Source organism: Rhodoferax potami, assembly GCF_032193805.1.
Classification (GTDB): domain Bacteria; phylum Pseudomonadota; class Gammaproteobacteria; order Burkholderiales; family Burkholderiaceae_C; genus Allorhodoferax; species Allorhodoferax potami_A.
The window spans coordinates 1,292,314-1,316,646 of the sequence record NZ_JAVBIK010000001.1 but is presented as its reverse complement, the minus strand read 5'-3'; the positions used below and the strand labels follow the sequence as shown (position 1 = coordinate 1,316,646).

General features: G+C 62.3%; 19 protein-coding genes. 13 read left to right on the top strand and 6 right to left on the bottom strand.

The window, feature by feature from the left end; translation table 11 throughout:
• Positions 1 to 111: 111 nt before the first annotated feature.
• The 4 genes from RAE19_RS06295 to RAE19_RS06280 all read left to right on the top strand — a co-directional run bounded on the left by RAE19_RS06295 (position 112) and on the right by RAE19_RS06280 (position 5,815).
• A complete protein-coding gene (locus RAE19_RS06295) occupies positions 112 to 1,734 on the top strand; it encodes a carboxyl transferase domain-containing protein (protein WP_313874114.1) in 1,623 nt (540 codons plus the stop codon).
• 14 nt (positions 1,735 to 1,748) lie between these two features.
• Entirely contained in the window at positions 1,749 to 3,785 is a 2,037-nt protein-coding gene (locus RAE19_RS06290; RefSeq protein ID WP_313874113.1) for an acetyl/propionyl/methylcrotonyl-CoA carboxylase subunit alpha, read from the top strand.
• Between the two features lie 35 nt (positions 3,786 to 3,820).
• Positions 3,821 to 4,753 carry a 2-hydroxyacid dehydrogenase gene (locus RAE19_RS06285; RefSeq protein ID WP_313874112.1) on the top strand — a complete coding sequence of 311 codons (933 nt, stop codon included), beginning with the start codon at positions 3,821 to 3,823 and terminating at the stop codon, positions 4,751 to 4,753.
• 375 nt (positions 4,754 to 5,128) lie between these two features.
• Positions 5,129 to 5,815, top strand: a complete 687-nt coding sequence (locus RAE19_RS06280) for a nitroreductase (protein ID WP_313874111.1) — start codon at positions 5,129 to 5,131, stop codon at positions 5,813 to 5,815.
• Positions 5,816 to 5,852: 37 nt separating this feature from the next.
• Here RAE19_RS06280 and RAE19_RS06275 read toward each other — a convergent pair whose 3' ends face one another.
• From RAE19_RS06275 to RAE19_RS06255, 5 genes are read right to left on the bottom strand one after another with little or no spacing between them, the layout of a single operon-like run.
• Positions 5,853 to 7,019, bottom strand: a complete 1,167-nt coding sequence (locus RAE19_RS06275) for a thiolase family protein (RefSeq protein ID WP_313874110.1) — start codon at positions 7,017 to 7,019, stop codon at positions 5,853 to 5,855.
• Positions 6,998 to 8,431 (bottom strand): AMP-binding protein, encoded by a 1,434-nt coding sequence (locus RAE19_RS06270; RefSeq protein WP_313874109.1) that lies wholly within the window; start codon positions 8,429 to 8,431, stop codon positions 6,998 to 7,000. Before RAE19_RS06270 ends, RAE19_RS06275 begins: the two co-directional genes overlap by 22 nt.
• A complete protein-coding gene (locus RAE19_RS06265) occupies positions 8,431 to 8,997 on the bottom strand; it encodes a biotin transporter BioY (RefSeq protein ID WP_313874108.1) in 567 nt (188 codons plus the stop codon). The genes RAE19_RS06270 and RAE19_RS06265 overlap by 1 nt, the downstream gene beginning before the upstream one ends.
• Before the next feature lie 29 nt (positions 8,998 to 9,026).
• Entirely contained in the window at positions 9,027 to 9,620 is a 594-nt protein-coding gene (locus RAE19_RS06260) for an energy-coupling factor transporter transmembrane protein EcfT (RefSeq protein WP_313874107.1), read from the bottom strand.
• A gap of 3 nt (positions 9,621 to 9,623) precedes the next feature.
• Positions 9,624 to 10,406: an energy-coupling factor ABC transporter ATP-binding protein gene (locus RAE19_RS06255; RefSeq protein WP_430962518.1), complete on the bottom strand. Its 783-nt coding sequence runs from the start codon at positions 10,404 to 10,406 to the stop codon at positions 9,624 to 9,626.
• Between the two features lie 24 nt (positions 10,407 to 10,430).
• Here RAE19_RS06255 and RAE19_RS06250 point away from each other — a divergent pair, with 24 nt between their 5' ends.
• Genes RAE19_RS06250 through RAE19_RS06240 form a run of 3 tightly spaced genes read left to right on the top strand, consistent with a single transcriptional unit; the run spans position 10,431 to position 12,765 of the window.
• Positions 10,431 to 11,339 (top strand): hydroxymethylglutaryl-CoA lyase, encoded by a 909-nt coding sequence (locus tag RAE19_RS06250; RefSeq protein WP_313874105.1) that lies wholly within the window; start codon positions 10,431 to 10,433, stop codon positions 11,337 to 11,339.
• 23 nt (positions 11,340 to 11,362) lie between these two features.
• Entirely contained in the window at positions 11,363 to 12,115 is a 753-nt protein-coding gene (locus RAE19_RS06245; protein WP_313874104.1) for a YbaK/EbsC family protein, read from the top strand.
• Positions 12,116 to 12,123: 8 nt separating this feature from the next.
• Entirely contained in the window at positions 12,124 to 12,765 is a 642-nt protein-coding gene (locus tag RAE19_RS06240; RefSeq protein WP_313874103.1) for a 2-hydroxychromene-2-carboxylate isomerase, read from the top strand.
• Positions 12,766 to 12,781: 16 nt separating this feature from the next.
• On the opposite strand, the gene RAE19_RS06235 is transcribed toward RAE19_RS06240, so the two are convergent.
• Complete coding sequence (locus RAE19_RS06235) at positions 12,782 to 14,044, bottom strand: putative Na+/H+ antiporter (RefSeq protein WP_313874102.1); 1,263 nt, start codon at positions 14,042 to 14,044, stop codon at positions 12,782 to 12,784.
• A gap of 329 nt (positions 14,045 to 14,373) precedes the next feature.
• On the opposite strand from RAE19_RS06235, the gene RAE19_RS06230 reads away from it, so the two are divergent.
• The 6 genes from RAE19_RS06230 to RAE19_RS06205 all read left to right on the top strand — a co-directional run bounded on the left by RAE19_RS06230 (position 14,374) and on the right by RAE19_RS06205 (position 24,331).
• Entirely contained in the window at positions 14,374 to 16,134 is a 1,761-nt protein-coding gene (locus tag RAE19_RS06230) for an MFS transporter (RefSeq protein ID WP_313874101.1), read from the top strand.
• Between the two features lie 95 nt (positions 16,135 to 16,229).
• A complete protein-coding gene (locus tag RAE19_RS06225; protein ID WP_313874100.1) occupies positions 16,230 to 16,403 on the top strand; it encodes a hypothetical protein in 174 nt (57 codons plus the stop codon).
• Between the two features lie 85 nt (positions 16,404 to 16,488).
• A complete protein-coding gene (locus tag RAE19_RS06220) occupies positions 16,489 to 16,983 on the top strand; it encodes a hypothetical protein (protein ID WP_313874099.1) in 495 nt (164 codons plus the stop codon).
• A gap of 69 nt (positions 16,984 to 17,052) precedes the next feature.
• A complete protein-coding gene (gene uvrA, locus RAE19_RS06215) occupies positions 17,053 to 23,412 on the top strand; it encodes an excinuclease ABC subunit UvrA (RefSeq protein ID WP_313874098.1) in 6,360 nt (2,119 codons plus the stop codon).
• A 119-nt stretch (positions 23,413 to 23,531) separates the two neighbouring features.
• Positions 23,532 to 24,017 carry a Spy/CpxP family protein refolding chaperone gene (locus RAE19_RS06210; protein WP_313874097.1) on the top strand — a complete coding sequence of 162 codons (486 nt, stop codon included), beginning with the start codon at positions 23,532 to 23,534 and terminating at the stop codon, positions 24,015 to 24,017.
• 5 nt (positions 24,018 to 24,022) lie between these two features.
• The gene (locus RAE19_RS06205; protein WP_313874096.1) at positions 24,023 to 24,331 is read left to right on the top strand and encodes a hypothetical protein; all 309 of its coding nucleotides are present in this window, start codon (positions 24,023 to 24,025) and stop codon (positions 24,329 to 24,331) included.
• The last annotated feature ends 2 nt before the right edge of the window (positions 24,332 to 24,333 follow it).

Below are 24,333 nucleotides of genomic sequence, written 5' to 3'. Positions count from 1 at the left end.
TGCCAAAAAATGTGCCTCTTGTGGCGCAATTTGCAACCTTTGCAGTGGTGCTCGCCCGAGCTCCCGCCGCACAATGCCACTTGACCGAACAACACTGACCGGATGCACCCCATGACGATGCTGGAATCCAAACTCAACCCCCGTTCTGCCGACTTTGTGGCCAACGCAGCCGCCATGCGCGCCCTGGTGGCCGACCTGAATGCCAAGATTGACAAGGCCGCACTTGGCGGTGGCGACGCCGCCCGCGCCAAGCACACCGCCCGCGGTAAGTTGCTGCCCCGTGACCGGGTCGGCATGTTGCTGGACCCCGGCACCCCCTTTTTGGAACTCTCCCCCTTGGCCGCACTGGCCATGTACCCCGACCGTGATGGCACCGACAGCGCGCCCTGCGCCGGCGTGATCGCCGGCATCGGCCGCGTATCGGGTGTGGACTGCATGATCGTCTGCAACGACGCCACGGTGAAGGGCGGCACCTATTACCCGCTCACCGTCAAGAAGCACCTGCGCGCCCAGGAAGTGGCCGCGCAAAACAACCTGCCCTGCATTTACCTGGTGGACTCCGGCGGCGCCAACCTGCCCAACCAGGACGAGGTCTTCCCGGATCGTGACCACTTCGGCCGCATTTTCTTTAACCAAGCCAATATGAGCGCGCAGGGCATTGCGCAAATTGCGGTGGTGATGGGCAGCTGCACCGCTGGTGGCGCCTATGTGCCCGCCATGAGCGACGAGACCATCATCGTCAAAAACCAGGGCACCATTTTTCTGGGTGGGCCCCCGCTGGTGAAGGCTGCGACGGGTGAGGTGGTGACTGCCGAAGACCTGGGCGGTGGCGATGTGCATACGCGCCTGAGTGGTGTGGCTGACCACTTGGCGCAGAACGATTTGCACGCGCTGTCACTCGCGCGCGAGGCGATTGCGCATTTGAATAAGAAAAAGGCCCCAGTCGCCGAATTGCGTGCGCCGGTAGCTCCTAAATTTGTAGCGGAAGAGTTGTACGGAGTCATTCCCACCGATACCCGCAAACCCTTTGATGTGCGCGAAATCATCGCTCGCATCGTCGATGGTTCGGAGCTGCACGAGTTCAAGCCCCGCTATGGCACCACACTGGTCTGCGGCTTTGCCCATGTGGAGGGCATGCCGGTGGGCATCATTGCCAACAACGGCATTTTGTTCAGCGAGTCCGCGCTCAAGGGCGCGCACTTCATTGAGTTGTGCTGCCAGCGCAAGATCCCCCTGGTGTTTTTGCAGAACATCACCGGTTTCATGGTGGGCCGCAAATACGAGAACGAGGGCATTGCCCGCAACGGCGCCAAGATGGTGACAGCGGTAGCCACAGCAGCGGTGCCCAAATTCACCATCATTATCGGTGGCAGCTTTGGCGCCGGCAATTACGGCATGTGCGGTCGCGCCTACAGTCCCCGCTTTTTGTGGATGTGGCCCAACGCGCGCATCTCGGTCATGGGCGGCGAGCAGGCGGCCAGCGTGTTGGCCACCGTCAAGCGGGACGGTATTGAAGGCAAGGGCGGCAGCTGGAGCGCGGACGAAGAAGAAGCCTTCAAAGCCCCGATCCGCCAGCAATATGAAGAGCAGGGCCACCCCTATTTCGCCACCGCCCGCTTGTGGGACGACGGCATCATCGACCCCGCCGATACCCGCCGCGTGCTGGCACTGGGGCTTAGCGCGTCGTTGAACGCACCCATACCCGACACCCAGTTCGGCGTGTTCCGCATGTAAGGCAAGGAAAGTTTATGTTCACCAAAATCCTCATTGCCAATCGTGGCGAAATTGCCTGCCGGGTGGCCGCCACTGCTGCGCGGTTAGCTATCAAAACAGTAGCGGTCTATTCTGATGCCGATGCACACGCCAAACATGTCGCGGCATGCGACGAAGCGGTGTATATCGGGGGCAGTGCGCCCAAAGACAGCTATTTGCGCTGGGAAAAAATCATCGAGGCCGCCAAGGCCACCGGCGCCCAAGCCATTCACCCCGGCTACGGTTTCCTGAGTGAAAACGAAGAGTTCGCCAACGCCTGTGCCGCCGCCGGCTTGGTGTTCATCGGGCCTCCGGCCAGCGCCATTCAGGCCATGGGCCTGAAAGCCGAATCCAAGCAGCTGATGGAAAAGGCCGGTGTGCCGCTGGTGCCCGGCTATCACGGCAAGGACCAGGACGCTGCGCTCTTGCAGCGCGAGGCAGACCGCATTGGCTACCCGGTGCTCATCAAGGCCAGCGCAGGCGGTGGTGGCAAGGGCATGCGCGCGGTCGACAAGGCAGAAGACTTTGCCGATGCGCTGGCATCGTGCAAGCGCGAGGCCATCAACAGCTTTGGCGATGACGCAGTGCTGATTGAAAAATACGTGCAGCGCCCGCGCCATATCGAGATTCAGGTGTTTGGCGACACCCACGGCAACTATGTGTACCTGTTCGAGCGCGACTGCTCGGTGCAGCGCCGCCACCAGAAGGTGCTGGAAGAGGCCCCTGCGCCCGGGATGACGCCCGCATTACGCGCCCAGATGGGCCAGGCCGCCGTGGAGGCCGCCCGCGCCGTGAACTATGTGGGTGCCGGTACGGTGGAGTTCATCGTGGAGCAGCCCGGCGGCTACGAGCACCCGGAGGCCATGAAGTTCTACTTCATGGAGATGAACACCCGCCTGCAGGTGGAGCATCCGGTGACAGAAGCCATCACCGGGTTGGACCTGGTGGAGTGGCAGTTACGTGTGGCCAGTGGCGAGCCGCTGCCTTTGCGCCAGGACGAGTTGCAGATCCATGGCCATGCCATCGAAGCCCGAATTTGCGCCGAGAACCCCGACAACAACTTCTTGCCGGCCACCGGCAGCTTGCAGGTGTACGGCTTGCCGCCCCATGTGACCTTTGTGCGCGCAGAGCGCGGCGTGCGGGTGGATTCCGGCGTGCGCGAGGGCGATGCCATCAGCCCGTTTTACGACTCCATGGTCGCCAAGCTGATCGTGCATGGCGCCACCCGCGAGGAGGCGCTGGCCCGGCTGGACGCAGCCTTGGCGCAGACCCATATCGTGGGGCTGGCGACCAATGTGCAGTTCTTGCGGCATGTGACCACCAGTGCCTCGTTTGCAGCGGCCCAACTGGATACGGCGCTGATTCCGCGCGAAGCAGGCGCCTTGTTCCACCAAGACAAAGTGGGCTTGCCCATGGCCGCGGCGGCCTTGATTGCCCACACGTTGCAGACGGGAGAACGCCAAGCCGCGCAACCCGATGCCCATGGCTGGCAGGATCCCTGGGCGCAGCGCGATGGCTGGAAATCGCACGGTGCCCAAGTGCGCAGCTTTGCCCTTGAATACGCCGGCGAGCCCCACACCGCCCTGTTGCGCTCAGTGCGCGGTGGCACGCTGGAGTTGACGGTGGGCGGGCAGACGTATCCGCTGCAGTGGTCGGCACAAGGCCGTGCACTGGATGTGCGCGTCGGTGAGCAGCGAAGCCTGGTGAGTGTGTATGCAAATGGGGTTGTAGCCCAGGTATTCACTGCGCGAGGTGCTACACAAATCATAGCGATTGATGCGCTGGCCCATGCTGGCGACGCCCAGTCTGAAGGCGGCCGCCTGACCGCGCCCATGCCCGGCAAAGTGGTGTCGTTTGCGGTGAAGGCGGGCGATGTCGTCAAAAAGGGGCAGGCCCTCGCCGTCATGGAGGCCATGAAGATGGAGCACACGATTGCCGCGCCGGCCGATGGCACGGTAGGCGAGCTCTTGTTTGCGCCGGGCGACCAGGTGACCGAGGGCAGCGAATTGCTGCGCATGGTGGTACCTGCCTGAGCGAAGGTAGCCCGCACTGCGGTGAAAATGCGGGCATGACAACACCTGTGCGCATTACCTATTACTCGGCCGACTTTGACGAGGCCAGCTGGATTCCCGGGCTGCAAGCCGCCGTGCCCAGCGCCGAGGTCACCCTCTGGCAGCCGGGTGCGCCGGCGGCAGACTATGCAGTGGTCTGGAAGCCCCCGCAGCAAATGCTGGACGAGCAACCGAGCTTGAAAGCCATCTTCAACACCGGTGCCGGTGTCGATGCCCTGATGAAGCTCAAGCTGCCAGCCGGCGTGCCGGTGATCCGCTTGGACGACGCTGGCATGTCGGTGCAAATGGCGGAATACGTGTGCCACGCGGTGATCCGCCACTTCCGTGAGTTTGAAGGCTACGAGGCCGATATGGCCAACGGCAAATGGTCGTTCCGCAAGCCGCGAAGCCGTATCGACTATCCCGTCGGCATCCTGGGGCTGGGGGTGTTGGGCGAGCGGGTGGCCAAGGCCGTGGCGCAGTTCGATTTTCCGGTGAATGGCTGGAGCCGTTCACCCAAGGCGCTGGACGGCGTGCAGTGCTTTCATGGAGAGGCGCAGCTGCAGGACTTTCTGGCAGCCAGCCGCATCGTGGTGTGCCTGCTGCCCCTGACCTCGGAGACCGACAGCATTCTCAATGCCCGCACGCTGGGCCATATCCGCCCCGGCGGTTATGTGATCAACGTGGCACGCGGCGCCCATGTGGTGGATGCTGATTTGCTCGCCGCCATCGACAGTGGCCACCTTGCCGGTGCCACGCTCGATGTGTTCCGGGTGGAGCCCTTGCCGCAGGGGCATGCCTTTTGGAACCATCCCAAAATTACCGTGACTCCGCACACCTCGGCGCGCACCCTGCGCTCCGAGAGCATCGCCCAGATCGCCCGCAAGATTGCCGCCTTGCAGAGCGGGCAGACGGTGGCGGGGCTGGTGGATGCTGGGCGGGGATATTGATGTCGTTTCAGTCCAAGCCAGCGCCTCGTTGGCATGAGTGGGCAGGTCCGATACTGGTAACTGTTCCATTATTTCTTGTGTTCCTCATTCCAATGATGACCATACACAACGACCCGAGGGAGAGAGAAGCATGTCTTTCAAGTGGAGGTCAGCGTGTATTTCTGATTGGCACATTGCGAGCTTCGATGACTGATTTTTTTGTCCAGTCCGACAAGAGCTGGAGACGAATTACTCACAGCTGCAATGGAAAGACCGCCAATCAGTGCTGGGCTAGAGAACCTGGATTGCGCGCTATGCGAGATAGTGTGGGGCAGTCGATCAAGGTGGAGTTCTGTGAGGATCTCGCTATCTCTTATGAGATTAATGGAAGTCGATATGAGCTGCCGCGTGAGCGCTGATCCGTTTTCCACCCTGGCGCAGGCACGCACCTCCGTGCGCGGCTTTACCGACCAGCCGGTGCCAGACGCCTTGTTGCATGAGCTGCTAGTGAGCGCGCGCTTGGCCCCTAGCGGTGCCAACTTGCAGCCGGGCAGCTTCGTCCAGGTGCGCGGTGCGGTGCGCGAGGCCTTGTCGCAAGCCATGTCGGCTGCCTATCGCGAAGGCCAAGCCGAGGCCGAGGACTACAGCTACTTTCCTGACCCTATGCCTGGCCATTTGCGCCGCCGGCAGGTGGCCGCGGCCCGTGCGCTGTACGACAGCATGGGCATTGCCCGCGAGGACCGGGCCGGGCGCGACCAGCAGTTTGAGCGCAACTTCCGCTTCTTTGATGCGCCAGTGGCGCTGGTAGTCACCATCGAGCGGGGCATGGGCAGTGGCTGCTTTATGGACTTGGGCATGGCGCTCTACGGCTTGTTGCTGGCAGCCCAATCCCGCGGCCTTGCCAGTTGCGCCATCGGGGCACTGGCCTCCTATCCCACCCTGGTGCGCAGCCACTTGGGGCTGGGTGCGGAGAGCCAAGTGGTGTGCGGTGTGGCCCTGGGCTATGCCGACCCTGCCCAAGCAGTCAACAGCACCCGTACCGCGCGTGCGGAGTTGGACAGCTATTTCAAGGCAGTCGGCTAGAGCGTTTGGCGGATGCTGCTGGTTCAGGTAGCCGGGCTTAGCCCCGCCACTGCACCAGAGCGGCGGCCCCGATGCCGCCGGCGCCAGCCACTGATGCCAGCCCGTGGGCGCCTGCTTGCCCGAGGCGCTCCAAATCAGCCAGCACCCGCACCATGGCGATGGCGCCGGATGCGCCGATGGGGTGCCCTCTTGCAATGCCACCGCCCAAGCAGTTGATGGCGTCCGGCTCCAAGCCCAGTGCGCTGCAATAGGCCAGGCCTTGCACCGCAAACGCATCATGCAGCTCCACCACCGCGCAGTCCTGTGCCTGCGCCAGTCCACCGCGCTGCAGCGCTTTTCGGGTGGCCGCTTCTGCGGCCAGCAAAGGCATGGCTGGGTCCAGGCCCACGGAGGCAGAGGCGCTCCACTCCGCGGGTGGTGTCACCCGCAAACGGGCGGCTGCCGCCGCCGTCATTAAGAGCACCATGGCAGCGCCATCGGCACGGGTGGAAATTGCGAGGGTGCTCACCGCACAGTCGGGTTCCGCAAGGCCGCCTGTGCCACGCGCTTGCACCGGCAGGCGCTGTGCCGCACGGGCGCTGACTAGGCGAGGGTAGGCGTCGTGGGTCAAGCCGGCGACCGGAACAATCTCTGCGGCCAAGGCCGCCTGGTGGTGCACTGCGCGGGCGTGGCTCTGCACCGCGTAGCTATCTTGGGTGCTGCGGGCGATGCGGTGGGCCTCGGCATAGTCCGCAGCAGCCTGCAGCAGATCGGGGTCACGGGCCGGGTCCGGGGCAAACGCGGGGCGTTCATAGGCTATCGGAGTCTCGCCCGGATCAAGCGGGCGGTGTTGCCGGATCGGGGCGCGGCTCCATGCCTCGACCCCACCTGCCACCACGACCTCAGCCTGTCCGCTGGCCAGCATTCCGGCGGCAAGAGCGATCGCATCCAGTCCAGCGCAGCACTGGGTGTCGATAGTGAGCGCCGCACAACGGTCCGGCAGGCCGGCTGCCAGCGCCACCATGCGAGCGGGGTTACCGCCTGCACCCAAGGCGTTGCCAAGGATGACCGCATCCACATCGGCTGCCGACAAGCCTGCGCGCTGCAGCAGCGCTTGCAGCACAGGGGCGCCGATGTCATGGGCGGCGAGCGCCCGGAACGCCCCGCCGTGCGGCACGACGCCGCTGCGCGCCCACCCAGCGATCAGAGGATGGTGGTCAGACATGGTGAGCCGTCAGGGTGGTGAGGCGCCGTTTCCAACAAGCGCCCGAGTGCGAGGTGGTCGGTCTTGCCGCTCGCGGTAAAGGCCCATTCGGTGTGCGCCCACAAGCGGCGGGGGACCTTGAAAGCTTCCAGCCGCGCCCGGCACCAGGCCTGCACTTCTTGCAGGCTGGGGTGCGCCATGCCTGCTGTAGGTGCTGCAAATTGCACGATGGCGACCACTTGGGCGCCCCGCTGTGCGTCCGGCAGGCCATGCACCGAGGCGCGGGCGATGGCGGGGTGCGATTCGAGCACCGTCTCCAGCTCTTCGGGGAACAGCTTTTTGGCCATGGTGACCAGCATGCGGCTCTCGCGGCCTGCCACCCGGAGTCGGCCCTGGGGGTCAACGTGGCCAAGGTCGCGCACACACACCCAATCGCCATCGCGCAGAGCGGCGGTGTGATCGGCGTCGGTGGCCACATAATCCATGAACAGCATCGGGCTGCGCACGTAAATCAATCCGTCTGGGCTGTCTGGAGTGGCACCGCGCACTTCTAGTTCGACCGTGTCAAAAGGCTGGCCCACCAGGTTGTCGGGTAGGTCGGCGTGGGATTCGGTCCAGGCAATAAAACTGGTTTCCGAGGCCCCATAAAACTCAATAATCCGGACCTGCGGAAACAGGGCTTGCAGTGCCGGTGTGTGCCCGCGTGGCCAGCGCGCGCCACTGATCAAAATCAGCTGAACGTCAGGCACCGGCGAAAGCTGGCGGTGCTGTGCCCACTCCAGCATCAGAAGCAACTGGCTGGGCACGGCCACAAGGCACGGTGTCTGCCCCGAGCGCAAGGTTGCCAGTGCGGCGGCGGCAGAAAACTGCTCTTGCACCACCACACCGCCACCGGTCCACAGCCCGAGCAGCATGCCGAACAAAAACAGCGAATGGGAGTCGCGCCCCGGCGCCAGAATGCAGCCGCCCGCTGCCGGGCCGAAGGTGCGCAGGCAGACGTCAAAACTCTCGGTCCATGACTGGTGGTGGCGCCGGAATCCTTTGGGTAGGCCGGTGCTGCCGGAAGTAAAGCCGGTGTAGAAAGGGCTCCAAGGGGTGGGTGCGCTGTTGTCGTGCGGTGTGACAGGCAAGCGCTCGCGCACCGCCTGCAACACAGCGGGGGGCCACGCGGGGTCGCTCACCGCGGCGCAGCGACCACTGGCGACCGTGCCCATGAAAGCCACCAGGCGCTCTAACAAGGTAAGGCTGGCGTCTTGCAGCACCGTGGCCGGTGCGCCTGCAGTGCGCAGGGCTGCCGCGTGGGCATCGACCCGGGCTGCGAACTCCGCAAAACTGATATCACCCGCCTCGCTGCGGATGGCCGGGTGTTCACCCCGCTCAGTGGCCCAGCGGGCCAGCCGGCTGTGCACCAGCTCCGGGGCGGTGGTGGACATCAGGTATTGCGTTTGCCGAATTGCCAGTCGGGCAGGCCGCGTGCCACGGTGTGGCACACCACGGCGGTCAGGACGCACTTGATCAGATCACCCGGCACAAAGGCGCTGGTGCCGATCAGGGCCTGGGTCAGGCTCATGCCGGCAATGCCCATCAGCCCGACCACGCCACTGGCGTGGATCACCAACAAGCCGCCCAATGCCGACGCCACAAAGGCGCTCAGTGCGATCTGGCGGGGCGAGCCCGAGGGCAGGGTGTGCATGACCAAACCGGTCACGAAGGCACCGATGGGCCATGCCACCAGGTAGCCGGCCGCCGGTGTCATGAAGACACCGAAGCCACCCCGTCCACCCGACAACAAGGGCAGGCCGATAGCCACCGCCACCATGAACAACAAGAGCGCCTGAAAGGCCCGACGGGGGCCGAGCAAGCAGCCCGCCAACATCACGCCCAGGGTTTGCAAAGTAATGGGAACGCCCAGCGGGAGATCAATTTTCGGGATCAGGCCCAGGACCGCCATCAGGGCGGCAAAGAGGGCGACGAGGGCGAATGATTGGTTGCGTTGCATTCTGTAGGGGTCTCACAAAAAGTGCCGGGCTACTCACCCAGCCGGACGTCGAGTGTATCGGCCACGCGGCGCGCGGTTTGCAGCATCTGGATGGTCAGTGGCGCCAGCAGCTTGATGCCCCCGCCCTTGCCGGTGCGCAGGCGGTAAGCGTCGTCCAGTCGCTTCCACACCACGAAGAAATGTTCCACAAACCGCAGCATCAGCGCGAGCTGCAAGGCAAAGCGGTCCGCCCGCACGCCCAGAGGCGCCAGGGGCGTGAGCAGGCGCTCCAGCACGGCCTGCAAGTCGCCGCTGCGGGTGGTGAGCGTGAGCGCAATACTGAGCAAAGAGGCGGCCACCATGCGCAGCACACTTACCAAGCCCACCAGCGGCTGTTGCAAAACGGCGTGAAACAGCAGCACCAGCACAGCCGCAATCCCCAAGGCTTTGAGCAGCCGTCCGGCGGGGCGCATGGCAGCGCCGAGCGACACAAACAGGGCGACCGATGCGGCACACGCCACACTGAGGGCGACAGGTGTACTCAGCCAGAACACCCCGCTACTGAGCAGTACCAGCAGCCCCAGTTTCCAGCCGGCGGGCACCGCGTGCAGCCAGGTGCGGTGTTCGCTGTACAGGCTACCCATGGCTTAGGTGACCTTGGCGGTGCGGGCCGCAATGCGCGCGGCGACATCGGCCCGGTAGTCGGCGCACACCGTTACCGGGTGGCCGTCTGCCCGGACCCGGCCTTGCTCGAGCCAGATCACCCGGTCAAAGTCTTGCAGGTGTTCCAGCACATGGGTGGACACGATGACTTGTTGCCCGACCCGGGCCAGATCGCTGTGCAGCAAGGCCTGGCTGGGCAGGTCCAGGCTGGCAAAAGGCTCGTCCAGCAAGATCAGCGCAGGCTGGGTCAGCAGCATGGCCAGCCAGCACACATGCTGCCGCTGCCCCTGGCTGAGGCTGCTGATGGCGCGCTCGGGCCAGTCCGGCAAGCCGCGTGTCGCTAAAAAAGCGCGGGCTTGGGCGATGGCTTCGCGCCGGGGCAAGCCGGTGGCTGTCAAGCCCAGCGCGAGTTCTTCCTGGACGGTGGGGAAAACAATCTGGTCGTCCGGGTTCTGAAACATCATGCCCACCAGGTTGGGGCGCTGCGCATTGATGCGGTAGGCCGGCAGCCCTTGCACCGAGACGCTGCCGGTGTACGGGGCTTCCAAGCCGCAGGCCAAGCGGAACAAGCTGCTTTTACCTGCACCGTTGTCGCCGATAAGGCCGATGCGTGGTTCGTGCAGGTTCAGGGTCAGGTCGTCAAAAACCAGGGTGTTGCCCCGTTTCAGGCCGGCTTGGGTGATGCTTAGCAAAAGGAGCGCCTTGGGAGTCTGGTGGGGTGGTTCGGGGGAGCCCGTGAATATACCAATGCACCCGCAGAGGGCCATGCGGTTCGCGGTTTAATACGAGCTATGAACACACCTTCCCGCGTCAAGATCATTGATGTAGGCCCGCGTGACGGCCTGCAAAACGAAAAGCAACCGGTACCGGCGGCCATCAAGGTCGAATTGGTGCACCGCCTGCAGGCGGCCGGGCTGAAAGAGATTGAGGTCACCAGCTTTGTGTCCCCGAAGTGGGTGCCACAAATGGGCGACAACGCGGAGGTCATGGCGGGCGTGCAGCGCCAGGCCGGTGTGCGCTATTCAGTGCTCACGCCCAATATGAAGGGCTATGAAGCTGCAGTCGCTAGCCGCCCGGATGAGATCGTGGTTTTTGGTGCTGCCAGCGAGGCGTTCAGCCAAAAGAACATCAACTGTTCGATCGAGGAGAGCATCGAGCGCTTCCGCCCCGTGGCGCAGGCCGCTAAAGCGGCAGGCATTGCGGTGCGCGGCGCGATTTCGTGTGCGGTGGGCTGCCCTTATGAGGGCGACATTGCTCCGGAGCGGGTAGCCCTGGTCGCCCGGCTGATGCGCGACATTGGGGTCGAGCACGTGGGCGTGGCTGACACCATCGGTGTGGGTACCCCGCTCAAAGTGCAGCGCGCCCTGGATGCCACCTTGCAGTACTACAGCGTGGACGAGGTGTCCGGCCATTTCCACGACACCTATGGCATGGCATTGGCCAATACCTTGGCGACCTTGGAGATGGGTATCTGGCACTTTGACACCTCGGTCGCCGGCCTGGGGGGCTGCCCTTATGCCAAGGGTGCGACCGGCAATGTGGCCACCGAAGACGTGGTGTACATGCTGCATGGCATGGGCATTGAAACCGGTATCGACCTGGACAAGCTGATTGACGCGGGCCAGTTCATCAGCGACTTTTTGGGGCGCAAACCGCATTCGCGCGCCGCCAACGCCCTGCTGGCCAAGCGCCTGGGCTGAACAACTATATGTGTGGAGCTGAATTGACTGAATTACCCGAAGGCGTGCAGCGCGTAGCGGCTGCATTGCAAGACAAGAACCACCCCCATGGACCGGTCATGCTCGATGGTGCGGCCCGCACCGCGCAGCAGGCGGCCGATGCCTTGGGCGTTGCCGTGGGGCAAATTGCCAAGAGCATCATCTTCAAGCGGGTGGAAGACGATGCCGCTGTTTTGGTGGTGACTTCCGGCGATCGCCGGGTCGATGAGGCCAAGGTAGCCGCTTTGGTGGGCCCGCTGGCGCGCGCCAACGCGGCCTTCGTCAAAGAGCGCACAGGCTTTTCGATCGGCGGCGTGAGTCCTGTGGCGCACGCCATGCCGGGCGTCACCCTGATTGACCGTGAGCTGTTCCGCTTCGAGCAGGTGTGGGCGGCAGCGGGGCACCCGCACGGGGTGTTTCAGTTGCAGCCGCAAGATCTGGTGGCGCTGACCGGCGCGCCCGTGGCCGATGTGGTGGAAGCGCCGGAAGAAGAAAATGTGCTTGATACCCTGGCGCGTGAAAATGCTATCAAAATGCTAGCTGCTCGCGCACTATCGGTGAGCGCTATGGCCGAAAACATTCCAAGCCCTTGTGTGAATGTGTGTCGCATGGACACGGGCAGCGGTTTGTGTGAAGGGTGTTTCCGGACGATTGAAGACATCCGTGAATGGGGCCGCAGCGACGATGCCGCCAAAAAAGCCATGTGGGTGCAGATCACCGAGCGCCTGCAGCAAACCCACCCGACCGCCTTTGCCTGAGGCTCCCCATGAAGCAAATCACGTTTTACCTGGACTTCATTTCGCCTTTCGCCTATTTGGCGTTTGAGGAATTGCCGCGCGCCTTGATGGGGCTCAGCTACAGCGTGCACTACAAGCCGGTGTTTTTGGGTGGCTTGCTGAAACACAACGCCGTTTTAGGACCTGCCGAAGTGCCGCCCAAGCGCGAGTGGATTTACCGGCATGTGCAGTGGCTGGCCCGGCAGCAGGGTGTGGCGCTCGACTTTCCGGCTCTGCACCCGTTCAACCCCTTGGGCCTGCTGCGTTTGGCGATCGCCACCGGGCATGACGGTTTGCCCAACCGGTATGTGTGCGAAACCTTGTTCAAACACGTTTGGCAGGGCGGTGCAGATGCGGCAGATCCTGCACGCTTGCAGGCGCTGACCGAGGCCTTGGCCCCCGCCCGCGCGCCTGCGGACGACAGTGTGAAAGTCCAACTCAAACAGCACAGTGACGACGCGATTGCCGCGCGGGTTTTTGGTGTGCCGAGTTTTGAGGTGGACGGACGGGTGTTCTGGGGGCTGGACGCCCTGCCGATGCTGCGCGCTTACCTCGAGGGTGATAGCTGGTTCACATCGGCAGCCTGGGATGGCGTAAATGCCATCCCGTCTGCCATCCCCTTGCGGGGGTAGTGCGGCTCGGCCTGTTTCAGTACGGGAACAGGCGGAAGCACAAAATCGCCACGATCGTCGGGGGCAGCGCCCCCATCAGCAAGCCCAGGGGCGAAATGGCACCTTCGTTGAAGGTGGATTTCAATATCGAGGCCCCTGCAGGGTTGGGCGCGTTGGCAATGATGGTCAAGCCACCGCCGGTGACCGCGCCGGTGAGCAACGCGTATTTGAATTCCGGGGTCAGCCCCTCGACGAGTGAGCCGAGATAGGTCAGTGCCGCGTTGTCGGTGATGGCTGTCAGGGCCGTCGCGCCGAAATACACCGTTGTCTCGTTCATGCTCAGTAGCAGGGGTTGCAGCCACCATTGCTGCATGCCACCCAGGACGACCAGGCCCCCGAGGAAGAAGGCCACCAGCAAGCCCTCACGCAAAATCAGGCGCTCTTGCTGGTATGCCGGGTACGCCGCCACCACGCCCATGAACAGCAAAAACACGGCAATGAAGGCCGCAGGGTGGTGGGCAAAAATCACAATCGCCACCAGGAATGCCAGGTGCAAGCTCACCATCCATCCCGGTACCCCTGTGTAGGGGGACTGGGTGGAGTAGGGCATGGTCTTGAGCTCTTTGGCATACAGGAAGGTGAGGACCCCCGCGTTGATAAACACCGCGATGGCTGCTTTCCAACCCACGTGGGTGAGCATGTACACGATGTCCAGGTTCCATTTGGCCGCGACCATCAGTACCGGCGGGGCGGCAAAGTGGGTCAGGGTGCCGCCGATGGAGATGTTGACAAACAGCACCCCGAGTGCAGCGTACTGCAGGCGCCGAGAGGCTTTGGCAAAGACGGTGTCTTTCATCAAGAGCGCTGCCAGGGTCATGGCCGCAGGCTCTGTGATGAAGGAGCCCAGCAACGGCACGATGCCCAGTGCGGTGAAGAAAAACGCCATGGTCCGGTTCATCGGGAGAATCCGCACAATGGCCTGCACCGCGGCCGAGGACACTTGCAACACCGGTTTGCTGGCGGCCACCACCATGATGGCAAATACAAAAAGGGGTTCGGTGAAGTTGCGGCTGTCGAGGTACTGCATCGCCGCAGCAAAGCCTTCCATGATGCCCATCAGGGTCATGAAAATCATCGCCCACACGCCAAACACAATTTCCACCTCCGCCAACAAATGCCACACCCCGGCATGGGCTGGGCGTGTGTGGGCCAAGTGTTCAAAAAACTTGGTCGAAAAAGTGTGGATCAATGCCAGCGCAAACAGGCCTGCGGCCACGGCTTGCATGGTTGTCGGGTTCATGGTTTGTGTCTCCTGTCGAGCCCTTGTGGGTCTCTTTATGGTTCGGGGCGTCGGAATTGTAGGCACGGGCCTGCTTGCGGAGCCTGAAGGCTCGCTGAACACTTCACGGGCTGTAATTTCGTCAGCAAGCACCTCGCGGGTATACCCTTGAAGCCGGTCAATATGCCGTGATGTGAAAAGCCCCCGCAGGGTTTAACCCTATTCTGTCAGAGGGGCGTCAGTTTGGCGCAAGCCTGCGTTGGTTTCGCGTCAGAGCAGGGTCAGTGGGCACTCCAAGAATACGACCAAGCCTTCATGTCGGGGGCTGGACATAACGATTGGAGACAAACATGGCAAACGCAGCCGCACGTCCGATGTCGGCAGAAGAGAAGAAAGTTATCTTCGCTTCGTCGCTCGGTACCGTTTTCGAGTGGTACGACTTTTACCTGTACGGTTCTTTGGCAGCCATCATTGCCAAACAGTTCTTCAGCGGACTGGACGAAGGCTCCGCTTTCATCTTTGCGCTGTTGGCGTTTGCCGCCGGCTTTATCGTGCGTCCTTTCGGCGCGCTGGTATTCGGCCGTTTGGGCGACATGATCGGCCGCAAGTACACCTTCCTGGTGACCATCCTGATCATGGGCTTGTCCACCTTCATCGTGGGCTTGCTGCCTAACTACGCCGCCATCGGTGTAGCCGCTCCCGTCATCCTGATCATCTTGCGCTTGCTGCAAGGTTTGGCCTTGGGTGGTGAGTACGGTGGCGCAGCAACTTACGTTGCTGAGCACGCACCCCACGGCAAGCGTGGTGAATACACCGCTTGGATCCAAACCACTGCGACTCTGGGCTTGTTCCTGTCGTTGATGGTGATCTTGGGCACCCGCACTGCCATCGGCGAAGAAGCCTTTGCAGACTGGGGCTGGCGCGTTCCGTTCCTGGTGTCCGTGATCATGCTCGGTATTTCGGTTTACATCCGTTTGAGCATGAACGAGTCACCTGCCTTCCAGAAAATGAAGTCTGAAGGCAAGACCTCCAAGGCCCCGCTCTCTGAATCGTTCGGCCAGTGGAAAAACCTGAAGATCGTGATCTTGGCCCTGATCGGCTTGGTCATGGGTCAGGCCGTGGTCTGGTACACAGGCCAGTTCTATGCGCTGTTCTTCTTGACACAAGCGCTGAAGGTGGACGGCCCGACTGCCAACATCATGGTGGCGATCTCTCTGATCATTGCGACCCCGTTCTTCATCGTGTTCGGTTCCTTGTCTGACAAGATCGGCCGTAAGAAGATCATCCTGGCCGGTTGCTTGTTGGGTGCTCTGTCGTACTTCCCCGTGTTCAAGATGTTGACCGAAGCGGCCAACCCTGACCTCGCCAAGGCACAAGCCAATGCGCAAGTGACAGTGACTGCTGACCCTGCGGAATGTTCTTTCCAGTTCAACCCCACTGGTACCAAGAAGTTCACAACGACTTGCGACATCGCCAAGCAACGTTTGGCCAGCGCCTCTGTGTCGTATGAAAACGTAGTGGCTCCCGCCGGTACACCTGCCATCATCAAGGTGGGTGAGACTGTGGTGAACGTCAAGTACAGCGCTGAAGACATCGCTGCCGCCAAGGCCAAAGCCGAAGCCAAACTGGCTGAGTTGTCTGCTGCTAGCCCAGCGGATGAAAAAGCGGTGGCTGCTGCCAAGAAGTCGGTCGCTGACCTGAGCAACGAAAAGACAGCTGGTGCTACTCTGTTGAGCACCAACCTGGCTGCTGCTTTGAAGGCCGCTGGCTACCCCGCCAAGGCTGACATGGCCAAGTTCGACAAGGTCAAGGTCGTGATGATCCTTACCTACCTGGTGATTTTGGTCACCATGGTGTACGGCCCCATTGCCGCGATGTTGGTGGAAATGTTCCCGACCCGTATCCGTTACACCTCCATGAGCTTGCCCTACCACATCGGTAACGGCTGGTTCGGTGGCCTGATGCCTACGACCGCCTTTGCGATCGTGGCCCAGACCGGTAACATGTACAACGGTTTGTGGTATCCAATCATCATCGCCTCTGCGACCTTCGTCATTGGCTTGTTGTTTGTGAAAGAAACCAAAGACGTCGATATTTACGCAGACGACTGATCGGCTTCAAGTAGTGAGTGAGCGCCCCGGCGGGAGAAGCCGGGGCAATTTCCAAGCTCTCCGCTCCGGAGGGCTTTTTTTTTGAAAGAAATGGTATGTGGAAATTAGCGGTAGGTTTTGCATTGTTTGCCGGTCTAGGGCTGTACATGATCAGCACCGGCGGTGACATCGACATGGGTGGCGAGAAGCACGGTGCAGACGCGATGCACTCCGAGGCTCCCGCACCTGCGGCCTCTGCGGCAGCACCTGCCGCAAGCGAAGCGAAGTAAATTTCGCCTGGCTAGGGAAAACGAGGGGGCCTGCGGGCCCCTTTTTCTATGGGAATTCAAAGGCGGAGTCCTAGAATTCCAATCTATGAAATTCACAAAAACAGACGTTGGACAAGCCGCTTTTAAAGAAAGGTCGCCGCTTTTTTCTGCGCGGCAGCGATCTGCTTTCATTCTGTTTGATGGTCAAAAAACGGCTGATCAAGTCTTGCAGGCCACTGCAGGCATGGGCCTGGTGGCTGGTGATATTGATTACATGGTGGCGCAAGGCTTTTTGGCGCCTACTCAGGCGGCGCCAGCAACGGCTTTGCCGGTGGTTGCTTCTGCCCCGTTGATAGAGCAGGCAGAAGACGCGGCCCTGGCGGTCGTGCCCGTGAGTAACCGGACCCCGCAAGAGCGCTACAGCGATGCCAAACCCATCGCCACGCAGATCACTGCCAGTCTGGGCCTGCGGGGGTTCATGCTCAACCTGTCGGTCGAATCAGCGGCCGGTTTTGATGACTTGTTGGCCCTGCTGCCCAAGATTCAGAACGCCGCGGGTGTAAAGGCCTGCCGCGAGCTGGAGCGTGCCCTGAAAGGGTAAAGCCACAGGCCCCCCGTCGGGCGGGGAAAGCTCCCTAGAATGTCTCTCCCCACCTAGAGAGCATTCATCATGACCCAGGGCACCATCCGCATTCGCGGAGCGCGACAGCACAATCTCAAGAACCTCGATCTGGACATCCGCACGGGTGAACTGACCGTGGTCACCGGGCCCAGTGGGTCGGGGAAATCCAGCCTGGTGTTCGACACGCTGTACGCCGAGGGCCAGCGCCGCTACGTGGAAACTTTCAGCGCGTATGCGCGCCAGTTTTTGGACCGCATGGACAAGCCGGCGGTCGACAAGGTGGAGGGCGTGCCCCCTGCAATTGCGATTGACCAGACCAACCCGGTGCGCTCGAGCCGGTCGACTGTGGGCACGATGACGGAGCTCAACGACCACCTCAAGCTCTTGTTTTCCCGTGCGGGCAGCCTGTTTGACAAAGACACTGCGCTGCCGGTCCAGCACGACACCCCCGAGACGATTTACACCACGCTACTGCAGCGCGCTGCTGCCGAGGGCAACCCGCGCCTGGTATTGACCTTTCCTGTAGAGCTACCGGGCAACGCCACCCCTGACGAAGTAACCCAGTGGCTGAGTGCCAGCGGCTTCACGCGGGTGCAGGCGGAGCGCGAGGTGTCGACCGTCAACGGCGTGCGCAAAGTGCTGGATGTGGTGGCTGACCGCTTCCGCATCGATGGGGTGGAAAAAGCGCGGGTGCTGGAAGCCATTGAGACTTCTTTGAAGCGCGGCAGCGGGCGCTTGAATGCTTATGTATTGAAAGAGGCTGTAGCCCAGGCAGATATTGCGCAAGCAGCTCCTGAAACCATAGCAAATGCAGCGCCTGAAATCTGGCGCTTCTCTACCGGTCTGCACTGCCCGCAGAGCGATATTCGCTACACCGACCCGATTGCGTCGATGTTCAGCTTCAACTCGGCGGTGGGCGCCTGCGATGCCTGCCGCGGCTTCGGGCGCGTGGTCGGGGTGGACTATGGCTTGGTCATCCCTAACGACAAACTCACCCTGCGTGCTGGTGCGGTCAAACCGATGCAAACGCCCGCATGGCAAGAGTGCCAGGACGACCTGATGCGCCACGCCGAGGCCAGCGGCATCCCGCGCGACACGCCTTGGTACAAGTTGACGCAAGAGCAAAAAAACTGGGTGCTCAAGGGCTCGCCCAACTGGAACGGCAAGTGGAACCAGCATTGGTTCGGTGTGGACCGGTTCTTTGAATACCTGGAGACCAAGGCCTACAAGATGCACATCCGCGTGCTCTTGTCCAAATACCGCAGCTACACCACCTGCCCGACCTGCAATGGCTCGCGCCTAAAGACGGAGAGCCTACTCTGGCGCATTGGCACCAAAGAGCAGGCCGATATGGCGCTGGACCCGGCCAAGCGCTTCATGCCCAAGGGTGTGAAATGGTCCCGCGAGCAGCTCGAGGCTTTGCCCGGCTTGTCATTGCACGATTTCATGCTTATGCCGCTGGACCGGCTCAAGCGGTTTTTTGATGCGTTGCAATCCGATTTAGGCATCTTCGGGGGGATTGTCCCCACTCGCCAAGACGAAGGCAGGGAAGTGCCGGGTGACGATTTGGCAGTTGCGCAGCAAATGCATGAGGAGCCTGGCGCTTCCCTGCCTGCGGCGTTGCCGGAGAAAACTGTCCCAACCGCGTCTGAGGCCGAGCACAAAACCCTCAAGCTCCTGTTCGAAGAGGTCGGCACCCGCCTCAAATACCTGTGCGACGTGGGCATTGGCTACCTCACGCTGGACCGCCAGAGCCGCACACTGAGTGGTGGCGAGGTGCAGCGCATCAACCTCACCACCGCGCTGGGCACCTCGTTGGTCAACACCCTGTTCGTGTTGGACGAGCCCAGCATCGGCCTGCACCCGCGCGATATGAACCGCATCATCGTGGCCATGCAGCGCTTGCGCGATGCGGGCAACACGCTGGTGGTGGTGGAGCATGACCCGGCGGTGATGCTGGCGGCCGACCGCATGATCGACATGGGCCCCGGCCCCGGCGAGAGGGGCGGCCAGATCGTGTTTGACGGCACAACCGAAGCGCTGAAGGGCGCAGACACCATGACCGGCGCTTACCTGGGCGGCCGCAAGCAGGTGGGCATGGGCTTCAAGCGCATGGTCGCGCCCAACCACCCGCGCCTGATCCTGGAAGGTGTCACCGAGCACAACCTCAAAAATGTGTCGGTGGAGATTCCGCTGCAGCGCCTCGTGTGCGTCACCGGGGTCTCCGGTTCCGGCAAGTCCACGCTGATTCAGGATGTGCTGGCTCCCGCCTTGTTGCGCCACTTTGGCAAAGCCACCGAAACACCGGGCGCCCACACCAGCCTGCTGGGTGCTGAGCAGCTCAGCGACATGGTGTTTGTGGACCAGTCGCCCATTGGTAAAACGGCGCGTTCCAACCCGGTGAGCTATGTGGGGGCGTGGGACGCGATTCGAGAGTTGTTTGCGGGCGCCGCCTTGTCCAAGGAGCGCAGCTATACCGCCGCCAAGTTCAGCTTCAACAGCGGCGATGGCCGCTGCCCCACCTGCGGCGGCTCGGGCTTTGAGCACGTGGAAATGCAGTTCCTGAGCGACGTGTATTTGCGTTGCCCGGACTGCGACGGCAAGCGCTACCGCCCCGAAATTCTGGAAGTGACGATTGAGCGCAAGGGCCGCAACGTCAATGTGGCCGATGTGCTTGGGCTCACCGTGAGCGAAGCGGCGGACTTGTTTAGCGCGGACCGCGAAGTCATTCGCGTGCTGCAACCCATTGTGGATGTGGGGTTGGAATATGTGAAGCTGGGCCAACCGGTGCCTACGCTGTCGGGTGGAGAGGCGCAGCGCCTCAAGCTTGCGGGTTTTTTGGCTGAGGCGGCCAAGAGCGCTAGCTCCAGCAGGCAGTTCCTCGCGCGCAAGGGCTCGCTCTTCATGCTGGACGAGCCGACCACCGGTCTGCACTTTGAAGACATCGCCAAGCTGATGCGCGCCTTGCGCAAGCTGCTGGACGCCGGCCATTCGCTGGTGGTGATTGAGCACAACCTGGATGTGATTCGCGCGTCCGACTGGCTGATCGATCTGGGGCCCGAGGGGGGCGATGCGGGCGGGCAGGTCGTGGCATACGGTACGCCCGAAGACTTGTTGTTGCATGCCACTTCGCACACCGGCAAGGCGCTTAGGGAGTATGCGGCGGCTATGGGTGTGATTCATGAGGTGGCGGAGTCGTCGGCTACGTTTACCTCTGTTGCTTCGGTCGATGGGCTTGCGCCCAAGGCCTCATCTACTCGCTTTGCGATTAGCAAATCGGCCCCGGGCGCAAGCCCATCCACCTCCGAGGCGCTGCTCGCTGACACGTCGAACTCCATCCGTATCGTCAACGCCAAGGAACACAACCTCAAGTCGCTGTCAGTAGATATTCCGCGCGGCAAGTTCAGTGTGGTCACCGGCGTGTCCGGTTCCGGCAAATCGACGCTGGCGTTCGACATTCTGTTCAACGAGGGGCAGCGGCGTTACCTCGAATCTTTGAATGCCTATGCACGCTCCATCGTGCAACCCGCAGGTCGCCCCGAGGTGGATGCGGTGTATGGCATTCCGCCCACAGTGGCCATCGAGCAGCGCCTCTCGCGCGGCGGGCGCAAGTCCACGGTGGGTACCACTACGGAGGTGTGGCACTTCTTGCGCTTGTTGTACGTGAAGCTGGGCACCCAGCATTGCTTCAAAGACGGCGCAGCGGTGGAGCCACAGTCCGCAGACAGCATTGCGGCCCAGTTGCTCAAGAACTACCGCGGTCAGCACATCGGCCTGTTGGCACCACTGGTGCAAGGGCGCAAGGGCGTGTACACCGAGCTAGCTGATTGGGCGCGGCCCAAGGGCTTCACGCACCTGCGGGTGGACGGCAATTTCCTGCCTACCAGTGGCTTCCCGCGGATTGACCGTTTCAAGGAGCACAACATCGAGTTGCCAGTAGCCAGCCTGGATGTGACGCCTGCTAACGAGTCCGCGCTACGCACTGCGCTGGCCGACGCACTCACCCACGGCAAGGGCTTGGTCTACGTGTTGAGCGATATTGGCAGCCTGCGCGAGGTGATGGCAGCTGGCGAGTCTGCGGCTGGTGTGGGCAAGGTGCAGGTGTTCTCGACCAAGCGCGCTTGCCCGGTGTGCGCGACATCGTATGCCGAGCTGGACCCGCGTCTGTTCTCGTACAACAGCAAACACGGCTGGTGCCCCGACTGCGTGGGCACGGGCGTGGCACTCACCAAAGAGCAGCGCAAGGTGTTTGATGATTCGGTGAAAGACGACGACAACAAAGGCCGTGAGCAGACCTTTGCCGAAGCCGACATTGAAGACTTGCACGACAAAGCCTGCTCCACTTGCAACGGCACGCGCCTGAATGCCACGGCGCGCAACGTCAAGTTTGCGGGTGTGGGCATCACCGACATTGCACGCCTCTCGGTGACCGACGTGCGCGCGTGGGTGCAGACCCTGCAGGTGGCCGGCGGCATGACGACCCGCGAGGGGGACATCGCCCGTGACCTGGTGCCCGAGATCCGCAGCCGCCTCGAGTTTTTGGAGGAGGTGGGTTTGGGTTACCTCACGCTCGACCGCGGCGCGCCTACGCTCAGTGGCGGCGAAGCGCAGCGTATCCGCCTGGCGGCCCAGCTGGGCAGCAACCTGCAAGGGGTTTGTTACGTGCTGGACGAGCCGACCATTGGTTTGCATGCCCGCGACAACAAAATTCTGCTGGGCGCCTTGCAGTCGTTAAGCGACAAGGGCAACACGCTGGTGGTGGTGGAACATGACGAAGACACCATCCGCCATGCGGACCACATCATCGACATTGGGCCGAGCGCAGGCAAACGCGGAGGGCGGCTGGTGGCGCAGGGCTCGATTGCCGATGTGCAGAACGCACCTGAGTCGCAGACGGGGCGTTATCTACTCCACGCCATGAAGCATCCCTTGGCTTTGCGTCGGGGAATGGTTAGCCATGCGGAGACATTGGTGCTCGACGCGGCCGAGGCGCTTACGCCGGGCGCCTCATACGCTCGCGCTGCGAGCTCGAAATCGGCTTCCGGCGCAAGCGTCTCCGCCGCTGGTAAACCTGCGAAGAAGCTCAGTGCCAAAGCGCAGAAAGCAGCGGTCGAAGCGGCGCGCATCCTCGACAGCGCTGCCGCGAACACCGAACTCGCTGAACGCACCAAGGTAGCCGCCGAATACGCCGCATTAGCCGACCGCAGAACCGCAAAAATGTCTGTCGCAGCCGCGGGTAGCCCGGCAGCGGGTGACGATTTGGCAGTTGCGCAGCAAATGCATGAGGAGCCCGTTGCCGGGCTGCCCGTGGCGAGCTCAGCAGACACCCCAGCGTACAAGCCAAAAATCGACTGGCTCACGGTAACCAACGCCACCATGCACAACCTGCAGAGCGTTACCGCCCATGTGCCGCTCAAACGCTTGGTTGCCATCACCGGCGTCAGCGGCTCTGGCAAATCCACCCTGGCGCGGGACGTGTTGCTGGCCAACGTGCAAACCGCCGTGCAAAAGCGCAGCACCAAAGCCGGTCGCGATGCCTTGGAGGCCGGTGAAAAAATCGACTGGCTCGGCTGCGAAGGCGTGACCGGCTATGAATCCATAGACCGCGTGCTCGAAGTGGACCAAACGCCCATCGGCAAAACACCGCGCTCCTGCCCCGCCACCTATATCGGCTTTTGGGACACCATCCGTAAACTCTTCGCCGACACGCTGGAGGCCAAGGCGCGTGGCTATGCGTCCAACCGTTTCAGCTTTAACACCGGCGAAGGCCGTTGCCCGAGCTGCGAAGGGCAGGGCATGCGCACCATCGGCATGAGCTTCTTGCCGAATGTGAAAGTGGTGTGCGAAACCTGCAAGGGCGCGCGCTTCAACCCCGAGACGCTGGCCGTCACTTGGCGCGGCAAAAACATCGGCGATGTGCTGCAAATGGAAGTCGATGAAGCGGTCGATTTCTTCGCGGCCATGCCCGTCATCGCTCACCCGCTACAGCTGCTCAAAGACGTGGGCTTGGGTTACCTCACGCTGGGTCAGCCCTCACCGACCCTGAGTGGTGGCGAGGCACAGCGCATCAAGCTGGTGACCGAACTGGCCAAGGTGCGTGACGACGTAGGCAAGCGCGGCAACAAAGTTCCGCACACGCTCTACGTGCTGGACGAGCCCACCGTAGGCCTGCACATGGCCGACGTGGAAAAGCTTATCCATGTATTGCACCGCCTGGTCAATGGCGGCCACAGCGTGGTGGTGATTGAGCACGACCTCGATGTGATCGCCGAAGCCGACTGGGTGCTGGACCTCGGCCCTGAAGGCGGCAATGGCGGAGGCCGCGTGGTGGCCGCCACCACGCCGGAAGACGTGGTCAAGCTGGGCACGCACACCGGCAAAGCACTGGAGGCGGTGCTGGCGAGGTGAAGACTCACCGCTGAAATAAACCGAAACAAACCGCAACCCCCTTGACACCCTGTGTCAGGGCTTCGACGGCACCATCACGGTCATATTCCAACTACCCGCCAGGGTTCAGAAAGACCGTGATGACCAATTTCTTTTTACACCACCATGCCAAGCGCACGCTCATAGGTGCCGTGACCGCCCTGGTGCTAGTCAGTGGGCTTGCCGCGTGCGGCCACCGTTCACATGACTACAGCACCAGCATGAGCGCTGAGCAATATGCTGCCAAGCGCGACAAGATGGTTGATAAGGTTGCCAGCAAACTCGACCTTAACGCTGAGCAGAAAAAGCTGTTGGCGGTAGTAGGCGACAAGATGTTCGAGCAGCGTGCCGCCCTGATCGGCCAGACCAAAGACCCGCGTGCGGAGATGAAGGCTCTGGTGGCCGGCGACAAGTTTGACGCTGTCCGCGCCCAGACCCTGATCAACGAAAAGACCGCAGCCATCCAGACCAAGAGCCCCGAAGTCATCGCCGCAATGGCCAACTTCTACAACAGTCTGAACTCCGCCCAGCAACAAAAGGTGCGTGAGTACATGGATGGTCGCGGCCACTGGTTCAGCCGGGGTTGAGTGTCATGGCGCCGGTCACCCTGAACGCAATTGCCGCACCGTTGCGCGCCTACGGGGCTGTGGTGCTGGAGGGCTACGCTGAGCCCTACGCCGAAGTCATGGCCCTGGTGTGGGGCCCGCGCTTCGACCGGGAGCACGCCCTGCGTCTGCTGGAGCGCCGCCCGGGGTACGTGCCCCAGGTGCTGCACGATGTGCAAAGGGCGGCCGACCTGTTTGACCGCTTGGCCGATGCCGAGCGCGACCGTCTGCGCAGCCTGATCCTGCGCCACCGCAGCTTGCTGTCCGGCGGTGACAATAGGCCCGCAACCCACTGACG